Here is a 14429-nt window from a genome sequence, read left to right on the forward strand (position 1 = left end):
TATTTTTAAGAACATTTTTATTGACGCTTAAAGCTAATGATTTAAAAATAAAAATAATAATGGCTAGTAACCTTTTCGGTTTTTTTATAATGGCTAATTCAACAATGCCACTATGGGCAGTAGAAGGAATATACCTATTTGCTTTTATATTTGCATTATCTTATTTTCATACAAAAAAGAATGTTGAAAAATAATGTTTTTATAAGAGATTTTTAAACTATTAATTTACTTTATAAGTGTGTATTATAATTAAATTTAATTATAATTTTTAATGTCAATTTTGGATGAGATCAAATGGAAAAAGTTAGTGTGGTTATAGCTGCTTATAATAGACCTGACTTTTTAAGGAAAGCCTTAGAAAGCGTGATTAAACAAACAGTGCCTGCATTTGAAATTATTGTAGTGGATGACTACTCTAAAATTGATTTGCAACCTGTAATCAATTGTTTCTCTGAGCAAAATATTATTTACATAAAAAAAGCAGAGAACAAGGGCGTTAGTCATTCTAGAAATGTCGGTATAAAAATGGCTACAGGGGACTGGATATCATTTTTAGATGATGATGATGAATACCTTCCTACGCGAATCGAATCAAATTTAAACGATACAAGTAAGGCTAACGTTTCTGCAGTACTATGCTCATACAAAACGCTAGAGACAGGATATGTAGAAAAAGTAATTGAAAGTAAAATTTTGGAGCCAATTGATCTTAAAGAAAGAGCTGTTTTATGTGGTACAACAGGTTTATTTGCAAAAAGTAATATACTTCGTAAAGAACTTTTTGATGAAAGTCTTACATTAGGTGAAGATTGGGATATATTTATCCGTTTAATGAACCACGGAAACGTTTATTACAATAGCGAGCCGTTATATTTATATCGAAAAGGGCATGAAAGTATTACCACTAACGCAAAAAAACTAAAAATTTCTGAGGCTCATAGATATTGTTTATCTTCAATAAAGCATCGGGAGTGGTTAGGAGAGTACAATTTTAAACTGCGTGTGGCTAAAGTTTATTTATCTTACATATGGTTAAAAGATAACAAGATCGGCTGGATTTACGAGTGTATTCGTGTAGCTGGTTTTCCTACTACATTTAAAGTTTTAGTCAATGGTATGTTGAAAAAAATATTGAATTCTGAAAAAAACACACATTAAGTAAAAATAGTTAGGGATGATTAGGTGCTCAAAGTTGTATTAGGATCTTTACTTGTATCGATTATTGTCATTGTATTTAACTTCATTAGTAGTGCAATTTTAGCAAGAGCTTTAGGCCCCGAGATGAGAGGCGTTTTTGGAACAATAATTTTTATTGTTACCTTATTATCATCCTTTTCACAGTTCGGACTAGGGCAAAGTTATATTTATTGTAAGCGGAAGCTATACTCTGATACAGGACTTAATATATTTATATTTACCTCTGTTTTATTAATTACTGCTTTTAGTAGTACTTTATTTTATTTTACATCAGCTAATCTAGGTTTATATGAAAGCTCCTATGCTATTTTTTCATTGCTGCTACTTACTACTGTATTAACATTTTTTACGGATATTACTCGATTAGAACCAAGCTTAATTACTTATAATATTAAACAACTAGTGTATGCAGTAGTTACACCTATATTATTAATTTTGTTACTCCTTAGTGATGTGAAATTGACTACTGAAAAAGCGGTTATTGTTGCCTTAGTAAGCTCCATATTTAGTCTTTTAGTCGTTTTTAGTTATGTAATAAAAAAAGAAATATTGAATTACCCAATAAATTTTAATATTAATTGGCAATTTATGATTAGTTATGGATTGAAAAACTATGGCACGTCATTGTTAGGAATTTTTGTAGCAAACTTCGACAAGGTTTTTCTCTTAATTAAAGGAGGATCTATTGATTTTGGGATCTATATCGTCGCATTTAATACATCTAGACTAATTGGAATTATACCGCAAACATTATCTAATGTGATTTTTGGTAAATACGCTGGGGCAAATGAAGAAGGGTTAGCTAAAACTACAAGTCGAGTTTTCTCTCTTATATTTTTACCGATGTTATTACTAGGAATTTTGGCTGCAATAGTGGGTGAGTTATTTATCCCTATTATATTTGGGGAGCAGTATGTCTCTTCAATCTTACCTTTTCAAATTCTGATATTTGAATGTATTATTTCAGGCATGGGTTGGATTTTAGCACAACGTTTTACTGCGGCTGGTAAGCCTGGATTGATACTAATTAGGCAGTTGTTTTCTATATTGCCTTTTCTTCTTTTATTTGTGTATCTACCACCTTTTGAAATAAGCGTAATATTAGCATGTTCAATGTTGTTAGCATCAAGTCTGCGCCTAGTTATTACGCTATTTATCTATCCAAAGGTATTTAACGAGGCCAGACCTTCATTTATTGCAGATAAAAAAGATTACTCTTTTATTTATAAAACATTTTTAGGAAAATAAATGCATCAAACAAGCTGGTTAGAGTGTATGAACTCTTTAAAGGAAAAACACAAGGATATCGCGAAGTTAATTGAAAATAAAAAAACTGCTTATATTGACATTCCTACTCATTTTAATGTTGGTGACTTATTGATATATAAAGGGACTGATAAGTTTTTTTCTGATTACAATATAAATATTGTTTATGAAGCAGGCACACTGGCAATTGATTTTAAAAAGTTAGAACAGGCAGATGTTATACTCTTTCACGGGGGAGGGAATTTCGGAGATTTATATCCTTTGCACCAAAAATTGAGAGAGAAAGTAATAAAAGATTTTTCTCATAAACGTATAATTTGCCTCCCACAATCAATTCATTATAATTCTCAAGATGAATTAATAAGATCATCTGTTTTATTTAAAAGTCATCCCGACTTTCATTTTTTTGTAAGGGATGAAAAAAGCTTTGAAATAGCAAATCAGTTTTCAAATAATGTATACAAAATGCCAGACATGGCGCATAGCCTCCATCCGTTAGTTGACCAATTGGAAGTTGGCCCATCAAATATAGTTCCACCTAAAATTCTTAATTTAATTCGCGTTGATAAAGAAAGTAATGGTGGCAATAAAAGTCTAAACAAGGTGGGTTTTGACTGGGTTAATATAATTACCCCAACTGACTACTTTATACAAACAATGTATTTCAAAATGATAAAGTTAAAGTACTTAAGACCTAGAGCTCATAAAATGTGGTCTAAATTATCAGATGCAATAATTTTTCGCTCAATTCAGTATTTTTCATCTCATACTTTGGTACATACTGATCGTCTTCATGGTCTAATTTTATCTTGTTTGCTTGGTAAAGAAATATTTTTAAAAGATAACTCATACGGAAAAAATACAAATTATTATAAGGCATGGTTATTTGAGTATCCTTATATAGAGGTAAGCCCGAGTGAGTAGTCTACCAATTTTCGTAGTTAACTTAGAGCGCGATGTTGAAAAACGACAACATATGGTAGCTTTAGCTAAAAAAAGAAACTTAGATTTAACTTTTACTGATGCTGTTTTAGGTAAAAACCTTAGTCGAGAAGAGATTACGCACCATTATGATGATGTTAAAGGTATATCTGATTTTGGCAGAAAACTTACTTTACCAGAATTAGGCTGTGCACTGAGTCATTTAAATATTTATAAAAGTATGATTGAAAAAAACATTCAGATTGCAATTGTATTGGAAGATGATGTAGAACTATCAGAGAGCTTTAAGACTTTGGTTAACCAAGTGGATAATTTTCCAGATAAATGGGAGCTAATGCTTTTAGGTTATTACTCGGAAACAGCTTCTGAAAGGTTAACTTATTCTAGTTTTTGGGGGAAACATAAAGTTAGTAAAAATCTCAAAGCTGTTAAATTAACAGAACTAGCTTTTGGAACACATGGGTATATGATTAATATCCAGGGTGCTAAAAAATTAGTAGAAATCTTATCTAATATATATAAACCTATAGATCATTATACAGGTGCATCTTTATATCTGAATACTTATGGTATTGTTCCACGAGTGGTTTCTCTCAATGAGAAGTATAAAGCAATGAGTTGTATTAGTAGTGACAGAGACAACATCTTGGATAATAAAAAAAATTTTTTTAAAACTATTAAAAATCGTTTGAAGAAGATAAAAATCTTATTTTGGTTAAAAAAACTTCCAAAGCGCTTGAAATTTTAAATTAATTTTTGTTGCCTACGAGTAGCCGTCCTATCATCTTGATAGAACGGCTATAATAAATCTAAAATTTATTCGCAACTAGAAAGTTGGCTAGGTTTAAAAGATAAATTACCATAATAAGAAAACTTTGAACTATAGAAGTCAACACTTGCGTTATCTATAGAATAATTTCTCATGTCACACAACCTACTGGTTTCATCAACTTTAATTGTTGAATTTACCATTTTAACCTGAGCGTTTATTGCTTGAATTGCAGACTCGTTTGCAGGATTGATATAACATTCAGTGCAAGTAAATTCATTATTCCATAATTTAAGATTATACCGCGCCTCTTTTCCACCACTTGATGTTATTCGTTCTAATGTAACATTCTGACCTTTAATATCTAGATCTGCATCTTTACTATTAGATATTATTGTGTTTTTTATAAGTATATCCTTAGCATCAGCATTTATCATGATACCGTCACCTTGTTGATAGCTACCACAATTTTCAATTCGTCCTATATTATTACTGATTGACAAGTTATCGATTAATATATCACTAACTGGTCCGCTAATACTTACACCTGTGATATAGCAAGATCTTTCTAGATCACTAGACATAGCTAAACCATCGATAATTGAATTAGTAATATTTATGTTTTTTGTATTTTGTCCATTAATTCGGATGCCCGCCTTATAATAGCCTAAACTTTTTAGTTTATTTATAGAGATATTAGAAATACTTTCTGTTGCATTATAATCAATTTCAATACAGCTCATTGTATTATTTGCAGAGATATCATCTATAACTATGTTGGAAACTTCGTTATTTTTGAAGCGGAAACAATGTCGAGTATTTAAAAAAGCTATATTTTTAAATGTAAGATTACTTCTAGCTATTACAAAGCCGGAATTACCACCGGAGTAATAGTTAAAATCGCTAGTAAAGACAACTCGTTCAGTACCAATAACTTCTACAGGGTGGTTCCCTGTATTAATAAATAGAGCATCATCTTGCTTATAAGTACCTGCTTGTAATTCTATAACATCAATTGAAGTATCATTTAATAAGGTATTTAGCCGAAATATAGAAGCTGGGTTACTTTCTGAGTAACCACTCCCAGAGCCATCAGAGCTAATATATGCTGTTTCGGCTTGAAGGTTTGTGACAAATAAAGAGAGGATCGGGAGAATAAATATTTTTTTCATAACTATTACCTTGTAACGTTAGTATTCAAATTTAATGGAGTTGATAAATGAATAGGTAAACGTAGGAATAGCTATTGAATCATAACTAATATCTATGCGGTAGCCCCGCTACCATAGTAAATATATTACATTAGGCCGGAAGCTTTGCGTCCTTGATTTTCACCAAGTTTGCCATTATCACTTTCGAGGTTAATATAACTGTTTTTATAAAAAAGTAAAGCTTAAATTTTGAACAGGTTGAGGTTGAAAATGTTTTTATAACACTATTTTTACCAAATATATCGGATATGCAATTGTATTTAATACTCTTTAAAGTAAAATTAGGAGGGTAAACAGGTTTGTAATTAAGCTTTCTTATTTGTAATATTATATGCCTTAGATTTATAGCTTCCCAAAGTTATCTATTATTAGTTATAGAATCATCTGAAAGAATGACAATGAAATTTGTAAATTTTAAATGGCAAAGATTGTATGTAGGGGGGCGTTGTTATATTATTATGCAATGGGAATTTGGTTTACTATTTCAAGGAGTGGATATGTTTTTTTTATATTTTAGTGAAAGTAATTACTTAAAAATATTCTTTGCCCTCCATTTCTTTTCTTTTTGTCTATATACACCTAAGTTTATCCATAATTCTGTTAAAATTTAACAACCAGCAACTTATTATTTTGTAAATCTGAATGTGGTTTGTAACTTATTTATGCACGCTTATATAAGCTACTTTATATTTCATAAGTAACCAGAGTTGTAATTATTAGATAAAACCAATGAGACTGTTTAGTAATGAGAAAACTAATTAAACTTTATCAAAAAATAAGAAATATAATTTATTCTACCTTGTTCGGGAAAGTTGCTCTTTTAAGGAAGCTAGGTGGGCAAGTAGGGACTGATTGCAGATTTATTGGCAATATTGACTTTGGGTCAGAGCCATATCTCATTAAAATAGGTGACCACGTCAGCATAACATCTAGCTATTTTGTTAATCATGATGGTGGAGTATGGGTGCTTAGAGATGAATTTCCAACAATAGATGTTGTAAAACCAATTTGTATCGGTAATAACGTTTTTATTGGCAGCCAATGTATAATTATGCCAGGTGTAAATGTTGGCGATAATGTTGTTATTGGTGCCGGATCAGTTGTAACTAAAAATTTAGAATCTAATGGAGTTTATGCCGGTGTACCAGCTAAATTTATAAAGTCGTTCTCGGATTATAAAAATTCGTCTTTAGCTAGCAATTTAAATACTAAAAATCTAAGTGGAAAAAAAGGATACTTGCAGCGTTTTTATAAATGATGAATATTTTTTAAAAAGAACTTATAGCCTCTGTTTTGGCACTAAAAGGGTAGTTTATGGTGATTTTTGGCTGATATAAAAAAAGATCCTGCGATTGTAAATTTGTTAGAGCGGATGCCAGAACATGTGCAATCCAGCTTTTCTGACGATCAGTTGGTTCATCTAAAAGTTGCTATTGGTGCAAGGCAGTGGGGCAAACATGCAATAGATAGCAGAGGTGTAATTAGATTTTTTAAATATAGGTATTATTTTGTTTTATTAGCAGGTAGAAATAGGCGGGAACTTAGCGAGCAAGAACAAAAAATAGCTGCATTATCACAAGTTATTACAATATCTATATTTAGTTTATTTGTAATTACAGTTTTTCTAGTAGTTATATATTTGATAAAATCTGCGCTAGGTATCGATATATTTAATAGTTATTCTTTTGGGGTATGGTCTTGGTTTAAGGGGGAATAAAATAGCAAATACTGTGTTTATGTATGTTTATGTATGTTTATATTTGTTTTTTCATGCGCATTTAATAGCAAGTTATATTTTTTACATAGTATTATCCTTATATTACTCTTTATATCGCACTTACAATATTGAATACTTTAGTATGATGCTGTAATATTTGTTGCACAGTTTTGTGGAGCTGATTCACTTTTTAAGATATCTATAGGGATACGATAGTATGACATCTTCAAGGACGTTTAAGCCCAATGGTTCGTCTGATGCGAACTTTTATCGTTTGTTCGATATTTTTGCATTATTTTTAGCCTTTCAATGTTCTGCTTTATTTTATAACTTTGAACTCACACCTATTTATATGGTTTCGGTTTTAACCGTTGCTTTGAGTTTTTTATATTGCGCTGAAATATTCTCAGCTTATCGTTCATGGCGAGCAGGTAAATTTAGGACCATGGTACTTTGTGCTTGGGGAGCTTTATTTGTTGCCTTTTCTGTTTTACTCCTTATATCTTTTACTTTTAAATTTACAGAGTCACTCTCTCGAATTGGTTTGGGTTTATGGTTTTTACTTAGTATTGTTTTTTTGTATACTTGGCGCTTAAGTGTATATTTATTTAAAAGAAATAGAAGAAAGCTAGGTTTAAATTTACGGAATGTTGCAATAGTTGGAGCTACAGAATCAGCAGTCAATTTATACAATGAAATAACTAAAAATGATGAACTTGGTTTTAAATTTTTAGGTTTTTTTGACGATAGACAGCCAGAGCGCCTTTTTGAAAATTCTACTAAGCACGATGTGGCAGGGCGAATACAAAATGCGGTTGATGCGGCTCGTAATGGTGAAATTAGCGTCTTGTATATTGCTTTACCTATGAAAGCTGATAAACGTATAGCTGATATTTTACGCCAATTAGGTGACACCACGGTTGATGTACATATTATCCCTGACTTTTTAATATCGAATTTAATACATGCGCGCATAGAGCATGTGGGTGATGTTGACACGTTAAGTGTATTTGAGTCCCCATTTATAGGTGCTCGTGAGTTTATTAAGCGCACTGAAGATATAATTGTTGCCTCTATTATTTTAATGCTGATATCTCCTATTTTAATTGCCATTGCATTTGCTGTTAAATTTACTTCTAAAGGGCCTGTAATATTTAAACAAGACAGGTACGGATTAGATGGGCGTAAAATTAAAGTATGGAAATTCCGCTCAATGAGTGTTATCGAAAATAGTTCAGTTGTAACACAAGCCACTAAAAATGATGTACGTATAACACCGTTAGGTGGCTTTTTACGCCGAACAAGCCTTGACGAATTACCGCAATTTATAAATGTTTTAAAAGGTGATATGTCGATTGTAGGGCCTCGGCCCCATGCTGTTGCCCATAATGAGGAATACCGTAAAAAGGTAGAATTTTACATGTTACGGCATAAAGCTAAGCCTGGCATCACAGGTTGGGCTCAAATTAATGGCTGGCGCGGAGAAACCGACACTCTTGACAAAATGGAAAAGCGTGTGGAATTTGATTTACATTATATTAAACACTGGTCTTTATGGTTTGATGTTAAAATTATTTTTATAACAATTTTTAAGGGATTTAAAAATGCAAATGCATACTAAAAAACTAGTTTCATTAAGTGCTTTTTTAACTGTGGTTGTGGCTACACCTGTAGCAGCTAACTTAAAGCCTGGTAGTGTTATCACTAAAGACGGTGCTGAAATTACACCTACTTTACAAACAGGTATTAGTAGTAACAACAACTTTTTTAGCACACCAGAAAACGAAGAGTCGCGATTAATCTGGACTATTACTCCTAATATAAAAGCGGCGATTGAAGATGGCCCAGACAGCTATAATCTTGATTTGCGTTCAAGTAGCTCGTTACATAATAAAGATACCGCTGACAATTTCACTCAAGTAAATATTGGTGCTGGTGCGCATAAAGAATTTACCAGCCAACATCGTTTAGATATTAACGGTCACGCCGATTGGCTTTACGAGCCGCGTGGTAGTGGTTTAACTGAAGGCTTGGGCGATGCAGTAAACGAGCTTGTTAAGTATCAGCAACAAAACGTTTTATTGCACTACGAATACGGTGCACAAAGCTCAAAAGCCCAAGTCGCTTTTAATGCCGGTTTTTTTAATAAAAAGTATCAAAATTTTAGAGAAATATCGCAATACCGTGATTACGATAAATCGTTAATTGGTGTGACTGGTTACTATAATACTCAAGCATCTACCCGTACTTTTTTAGAGGTTAAGCAAGAAAACTACCGTTACGATTTTATACAAGCTAACGGTATTTCACGTGATAGTGACGACGTGAAAATATTAATAGGTATGGAGTGGGAAGCAACCGCGGTTACATCTGGCTCGTTTAAGTTAGGTTATCAAAATAAAGATTTTAGCGCTAATGAGCGTGAAAGCTTTAGCGGTTTAAGCTGGAAAGCCGGTGTAAACTGGCAACCTCTTAGTTATTCTACAGTACAATTCATAACTAGCCGCTCAGCTAAAGACCCATTAGTTCAAGGCGATTACATTAAGGAAAGTTCTTATGGTGTTAATTGGACTCATAAATGGAGCGACTATTTAAGCTCACTTGCTGGTATTGATTATATTGATGAGCAATACACTGGAGATGTTGGTCGTAAAGATAAAACCAAAAGTGCGCGTTTAGGTTTAAATTACGTTGCAAGTAAGTTTGGTATGGTATCTACCTATGTAGACTTTATTGATAAAGATTCTACTCAAAGCGCAATAGAGTTTGACCGCGTTATTGTAGGTGTTAATTTTACATTCGCTTTAAAGGCTAATTAATGAAGTTTATTTTTAGTTTAACGCTGCTAGTTTTAAGCAGCGTTTGTTTTGCACAAACAGCACAAAGTTATATTTTAGGTGCTGGCGATAAGGTTGAAATAAAGGTATTTGGTCAACCTGATTTAGAAGTAACTGCACTTTTAGGTAATAGTGGGGAAGTTAATTACCCGTTTTTAGGTAAAGTGAAACTTGCAGGCTTAAATACCTCTGAGGTTGAGCAAGTTATTACAGAAGGTTTAAAACCTGATTATTTGGTGAATCCAAATATTTATGTGCAGGTGGTAGAATACAGGCCGTTTTATATACATGGAGAGGTAAAAACTCCAGGTGCTTACCCTTACCAACCCGCGATGACAGTTAATCAAGCTATTGCACTAGCCGGTGGATTAACTGAGCGAGCCTCGATCGACAAAATATACATATTTAAAGAACAAACCAAACGGCAGCAACAAAAAGGTAATTTAAATAGCCAAATTGCAGCGGGCGATACCATAAAAATAGAACAACGCTTGTTTTAAGCAGTTTACAAGGCAGTAATTAATGAATCAAATAAATGAAACTTTAACTGATAATAATGAAATTATCGATTTAGGTGCATACCTTAATGTGATTAAACGATCCAAATGGCGTATCCTGGGTTTTGCAACAGTTATTACTTTACTAACTATTATGGTTGCTTTAACGTTGGTATCTAAATATGTAGCTACCGCAACTTTACTGATAGAAGCAGAGCAAACTAAGGCTGTAAGCTTTCAAGAAATATACGGGTTAGACTCTACTAAAAAGGAGTATTACCTTACTCAGTTTGAGGTGATTAAATCTGACAGTATTGCACGCGAAGTAATTACCAAACTTAATTTAAAAGATCATATAGATTTTATTGCTAAACCGTCTGTGTTAAGTGGGCTTAAAATAGCGATAAAAGACCAATTCCCTTTCTTAAATAAAAAAGACGAAACTGTATATTCTCCTGAAGAACAAGCTGAACGTGAAATGCTAGGCTTACTAGCTGCATTTAAATTGCGCCTTTCAGTCTCACCTATTCGAAATACTCAACTAGTGCAAGTAAGTTTCGAGTCAAGCGATCCTAAATTAGCAGCGCTTGTAGCTAACACCGTTGGTGAAGTTTATATAGATAGCCAAATGCGTGCAAAAATGGGGATTACTCAACAAGCTTCTAGTTGGTTAAATACACGCTTATCGCAATTGCGAATTCAGCTTGATGACTCAGAAGTGCGCTTACAAGCTTACCGAGAACAGCAAAAATTAGTTGATATTGAAGGTATAGCAGGGCTTGCTACACAAGAGCTTGAGCAAATATCCCAGCAGTTAATTGTTGCACGTAATGAAAAAAACAATCTTGAAAGTATTAATCGTGTAATAAGTGAGTATGGAAATAATAACTTAGAGCTTTTAGGCAGTATGCCGGAAATTACTTCGCATAAAGTAATACAGGATGTTAAGCGTGAGGTGATACTAGTTGAGCGTAAATTAAGTGACTTAGGTGAGGTTTATGGCCCTAAACACCCTCGCATGATCTCCGCTCAAGCTGAGCTTGCAACGGTAAAAAATAATTTAAATAAGCAAATTAAGGGCCTTATTACCGGTATTGAAAAAGAGCTAAACCGTATTACCCGTACAGTTAGTGCGCTTGAACGCGATTTAGTTAAAATACGTGCTGAGTACCAAGATATTACCCGAAAAGAAACACAATATAACCAACTAAAACGCGAAGTTGAGACTAATCGCAATATATTTAATACGTTTTTATCTCGCTCTAAAGAAACAGAAGTAACAAGCGATTTTACCTCTGCTGCTGCACGTTTTACTGATCGTGCCTATGCACCAAACAAACCAGCAAAACCAAATAAAAAGCTTATTATTATTTTAGCTTTTATCGCTAGCTTTGGTTTTGCAGTAGTTATGAGCTTTATATTTGATGCGCTTAACGATACAGTTAAAACTAAAAACGATGTTGAAAGTAAGTTAGCGCAGCGTATGCTTGGGCTTTTACCACATGTAAAAATACCTAAAAATAGTGTTTTTCCGATTCACGCCTATCTTGATGATAATTATAGGCGTTTTGCTGAATCAGTACGTACGTTCAGAACAAGCTTGTTATTAACTCAGTTAGATCGTAATCATAAAGTAATTGCAGTTACATCAAGCTCTCCGGGTGAGGGTAAAACAACGACCTCTGCTAACTTAGCTATGTCGCTTGCACAAATGGGTAAAGTATTATTAGTTGATGCAGATTTACGAAAACCAAGTATTGCAAAGCGCTTTGATATTCCTGTATTTCACCCAGGGTTAAGTAATTTAATCGTAGGCACGGAGCAGTTAAGTGAATGTGTACATGTTGATGTGCAGTCAGGTGTAGCAATCATGCCCAGTGGCCAAATTCCTAGTAATCCGTTAGAGCTTTTATCTAACGTGCGCTTTAATCAAGTAATTGAGGGTTTGAAATCTGAATATGACCATATAATTATTGATACACCACCAACACAAGCTGTGAGTGATGCGTTAGTTATTGCTCAAAGTACAGACTCGGTAATTTATGTTGTTAAGTCGGATATTACGCGAATTAAACCTATTAAAGCAGGTATTGAACGTTTGTTTGAATCTAAAGCGCATGTTGCAGGTATTGTCCTTAACCAAGTGGATATGAGTAAAAGTAAAGACCAGCATAGCCATGGTTATTACGACTATTACGATTACTCACAAAAACCTGAGCAGCCTAATACATAGTTAAATGCAAATCAATGATTGATATTCATTCTCATATTTTGCCAGGCATTGATGATGGCGCTAAAGATTTAAATGAATCCTTAGCGCTATTAGCTATTGCGCAAAATGATGGAATAACTCATATGGTTGCCACGCCGCATATACATATTGGGCGATTTAATAATTCGGCCTCGCAATTGTATAGCGAGCTCGCTAATTTAAAAGCACAGGCAATAGTAAATAATATTGGTATTAAACTAGCTGTGGCTGCTGAAGTTAGGCTTGATGTAGAGCTAATGAGTTTAGTGCTTGGTAATAAACTCCCGTTTATTGGTACGCTTAATTCAGTAAATCATTTATTATTAGAACTCCCGCACTCGCATGTACCCCAAGGTTACGATAAGTTTATAAATTGGCTAGCTAAACAAAATATAAAAGTAATTATTCCTCACCCTGAGCGTAATCGCGATATTCAAGCTAATCCTTTTTATATTGAGCGTTTAAAACAATTAGGTTGTGAGTTTCAATTAACGGCTTCAAGCATTGAAGGTGCATGGGGCGAAACTGCAAAAAATATTAGTATAGATATGCTAAAAAAGGGTTTAGTAACTTATGTTGCATCTGATGCCCATTCAGTTAAGCGTAGGCCGCCTATTTTGAGTAAAGCTAAGCAAATAGTGAGCGAGTTGATAGGCAAAAATGATGCACATGATTTATTTTTTACTAACCCAAAGCGTTTAACTGAGTCGTTGTTCAATGATTAATATAAATACAAACCGCCTCACACAAATTGTCATGCTTGCAGTTATTACATTAGTTATAGGTTATCAAAGCTCACAAAGTATGCGTGCAAATACATGGTATTTTAATGCACTTAATACTTTAAAGCAGCCTGAAAGTACAATTACTCTCGAAGAGCTAAAGCTTGCAGACAGGGCAATTACATATGCAACAAGCCAAGACCCTTCACAGCCTCATTATTGGCAGTTAAGTGCATATGTAAAAATGCTCAATTTAGCTGTAACTATCGACCAAAATAATAATAAGCTTTTGGTTTACCAGCAAGCAGAAAAAGATCTATTAAAGTCATTAGAGTTAAGGCAAACATGGTCAGAAACGTGGATTGCACTGGCACAAGTAGTTAGTTACCAAGAAGGTCCGACAGTGCGCGTATACGAGTATATTCAGCAGGCTAAAAAATTCGGACCGTACAAGTTTGATGTGCAGCTTGGTATTATTCAAATAGCGTTAATGAACTGGCAGCAACTCCCTCCAAAGTATAAAGCATTGTATGTTGCTGAACTAAATTTAGCCGTTAAATATGGTTATAAATTTTATCAAGTTTTTGATGTGGCTAAGCAAGTTGATGCTTTGCCTATTTTATGTCTATCGCTTAAATTTGGCCCCCACTTTGAAGCCGTTAGAACAAGGTGGATGTTTAAAAAACATTGTAACTAGGTAGGTTTCGAATGCGTTAAGTTTGTTTACGTTAAAGTAAAATGTAAAAACCAATTGCTCAAAGAGAAGAGAATGAGGAGTAATGAGTAGACACCAAGTAAGCTATTCACGAATTGATTTATCACTTCTCTAAAAGCGCAGCGACTCATAACCTCTTTGTGAATGTTTTTTTCGGTAAACTCGTTGTTTTTAAACGCCTGCAAGCAGCACGTCTTGTATCTCTACAAGAGAATTGTGCTTACTTATAATCGTGAAGCGGGTTCACGTTAAAGTTAAATCTGAAAAACCAATTGCACAAAGAGAAGTGAATGAGGAGCAAATGA

The 14429-nt window shown here is 33.5% G+C and carries 13 protein-coding genes, 1 pseudogene and 1 riboswitch; of the genes and pseudogenes, 13 read left to right on the forward strand and 1 reads right to left on the reverse strand.

Annotated elements, in window-relative coordinates:
* The 5 genes and pseudogenes from H5126_RS21380 to H5126_RS11050 form a co-directional block, all read left to right on the forward strand.
* Positions 1 to 194, forward strand: a pseudogene (locus H5126_RS21380) (hypothetical protein); the annotation flags it as partial.
* Between the two features lie 100 nt (positions 195 to 294).
* Positions 295 to 1158, forward strand: a complete 864-nt coding sequence (locus H5126_RS11035) for a glycosyltransferase family 2 protein (protein WP_182758532.1) — start codon at positions 295 to 297, stop codon at positions 1156 to 1158.
* Positions 1159 to 1182: 24 nt separating this feature from the next.
* Positions 1183 to 2445, forward strand: coding sequence for an oligosaccharide flippase family protein (locus tag H5126_RS11040; protein WP_182758534.1), 1263 nt, complete (start codon positions 1183 to 1185; stop codon positions 2443 to 2445).
* Positions 2446 to 3387 carry a polysaccharide pyruvyl transferase family protein gene (locus H5126_RS11045; protein ID WP_182721517.1) on the forward strand — a complete coding sequence of 314 codons (942 nt, stop codon included), beginning with the start codon at positions 2446 to 2448 and terminating at the stop codon, positions 3385 to 3387.
* On the forward strand, positions 3380 to 4153 hold the full coding sequence (locus tag H5126_RS11050; protein WP_182721518.1) for a glycosyltransferase family 25 protein: 774 nt from the start codon (positions 3380 to 3382) through the stop codon (positions 4151 to 4153). Before H5126_RS11045 ends, H5126_RS11050 begins: the two co-directional genes overlap by 8 nt.
* A 68-nt stretch (positions 4154 to 4221) precedes the next feature.
* Here the strand turns inward: H5126_RS11050 and H5126_RS11055 are convergent, their stop codons facing one another.
* Entirely contained in the window at positions 4222 to 5346 is a 1125-nt protein-coding gene (locus tag H5126_RS11055) for a hypothetical protein (RefSeq protein WP_182721519.1), read from the reverse strand.
* A gap of 95 nt (positions 5347 to 5441) precedes the next feature.
* A riboswitch (cyclic di-GMP riboswitch) is annotated at positions 5442 to 5529 on the reverse strand.
* Positions 5530 to 6130: 601 nt separating this feature from the next.
* Between H5126_RS11055 and H5126_RS21645 the strand changes: the two genes are divergently transcribed.
* From H5126_RS21645 to H5126_RS11095, 8 genes are all read left to right on the forward strand, one after another.
* A complete protein-coding gene (locus tag H5126_RS21645; protein ID WP_182721520.1) occupies positions 6131 to 6643 on the forward strand; it encodes an acyltransferase in 513 nt (170 codons plus the stop codon).
* Between the two features lie 114 nt (positions 6644 to 6757).
* Positions 6758 to 7102, forward strand: coding sequence for a 3-phosphoshikimate 1-carboxyvinyltransferase (locus H5126_RS11065; protein ID WP_404936434.1), 345 nt, complete (start codon positions 6758 to 6760; stop codon positions 7100 to 7102).
* Positions 7103 to 7319: 217 nt separating this feature from the next.
* On the forward strand, positions 7320 to 8723 hold the full coding sequence (locus H5126_RS11070) for an undecaprenyl-phosphate glucose phosphotransferase (RefSeq protein ID WP_182758536.1): 1404 nt from the start codon (positions 7320 to 7322) through the stop codon (positions 8721 to 8723).
* Positions 8707 to 9921, forward strand: a complete 1215-nt coding sequence (locus H5126_RS11075) for an outer membrane beta-barrel protein (protein ID WP_182720398.1) — start codon at positions 8707 to 8709, stop codon at positions 9919 to 9921. Before H5126_RS11070 ends, H5126_RS11075 begins: the two co-directional genes overlap by 17 nt.
* Positions 9921 to 10439 carry a polysaccharide biosynthesis/export family protein gene (locus H5126_RS11080; RefSeq protein ID WP_182720397.1) on the forward strand — a complete coding sequence of 173 codons (519 nt, stop codon included), beginning with the start codon at positions 9921 to 9923 and terminating at the stop codon, positions 10437 to 10439. The genes H5126_RS11075 and H5126_RS11080 overlap by 1 nt, the downstream gene beginning before the upstream one ends.
* Before the next feature lie 22 nt (positions 10440 to 10461).
* A complete protein-coding gene (locus H5126_RS11085; RefSeq protein WP_182720396.1) occupies positions 10462 to 12669 on the forward strand; it encodes a polysaccharide biosynthesis tyrosine autokinase in 2208 nt (735 codons plus the stop codon).
* Positions 12670 to 12683: 14 nt separating this feature from the next.
* Complete coding sequence (locus tag H5126_RS11090; protein ID WP_182720395.1) at positions 12684 to 13412, forward strand: tyrosine-protein phosphatase; 729 nt, start codon at positions 12684 to 12686, stop codon at positions 13410 to 13412.
* Positions 13405 to 14106 carry a VpsP family polysaccharide biosynthesis protein gene (locus H5126_RS11095; RefSeq protein WP_182720394.1) on the forward strand — a complete coding sequence of 234 codons (702 nt, stop codon included), beginning with the start codon at positions 13405 to 13407 and terminating at the stop codon, positions 14104 to 14106. The genes H5126_RS11090 and H5126_RS11095 overlap by 8 nt, the downstream gene beginning before the upstream one ends.
* Positions 14107 to 14429 lie beyond the last annotated feature (323 nt).

The organism is Pseudoalteromonas sp. SG45-3, from assembly GCF_014164075.1.
Classification (GTDB): Bacteria; Pseudomonadota; Gammaproteobacteria; order Enterobacterales; family Alteromonadaceae; genus Pseudoalteromonas; species Pseudoalteromonas distincta.

Coding starts and splice junctions, on each gene's coding strand:
- H5126_RS11035 (WP_182758532.1), top strand. CDS start 295: ATGGAAAAAGTTAGTGTGGTTATAGCTGCTTATAATAGACCTGACTTT.
- H5126_RS11045 (WP_182721517.1), top strand. CDS start 2,446: ATGCATCAAACAAGCTGGTTAGAGTGTATGAACTCTTTAAAGGAAAAA.
- H5126_RS11055 (WP_182721519.1), bottom strand. CDS start 5,346: ATGAAAAAAATATTTATTCTCCCGATCCTCTCTTTATTTGTCACAAAC.
- H5126_RS21645 (WP_182721520.1), top strand. CDS start 6,131: ATGAGAAAACTAATTAAACTTTATCAAAAAATAAGAAATATAATTTAT.
- H5126_RS11065 (WP_404936434.1), top strand. CDS start 6,758: ATGCCAGAACATGTGCAATCCAGCTTTTCTGACGATCAGTTGGTTCAT.
- H5126_RS11070 (WP_182758536.1), top strand. CDS start 7,320: ATGACATCTTCAAGGACGTTTAAGCCCAATGGTTCGTCTGATGCGAAC.
- H5126_RS11075 (WP_182720398.1), top strand. CDS start 8,707: ATGCAAATGCATACTAAAAAACTAGTTTCATTAAGTGCTTTTTTAACT.
- H5126_RS11080 (WP_182720397.1), top strand. CDS start 9,921: ATGAAGTTTATTTTTAGTTTAACGCTGCTAGTTTTAAGCAGCGTTTGT.
- H5126_RS11085 (WP_182720396.1), top strand. CDS start 10,462: ATGAATCAAATAAATGAAACTTTAACTGATAATAATGAAATTATCGAT.
- H5126_RS11090 (WP_182720395.1), top strand. CDS start 12,684: ATGATTGATATTCATTCTCATATTTTGCCAGGCATTGATGATGGCGCT.
- H5126_RS11095 (WP_182720394.1), top strand. CDS start 13,405: ATGATTAATATAAATACAAACCGCCTCACACAAATTGTCATGCTTGCA.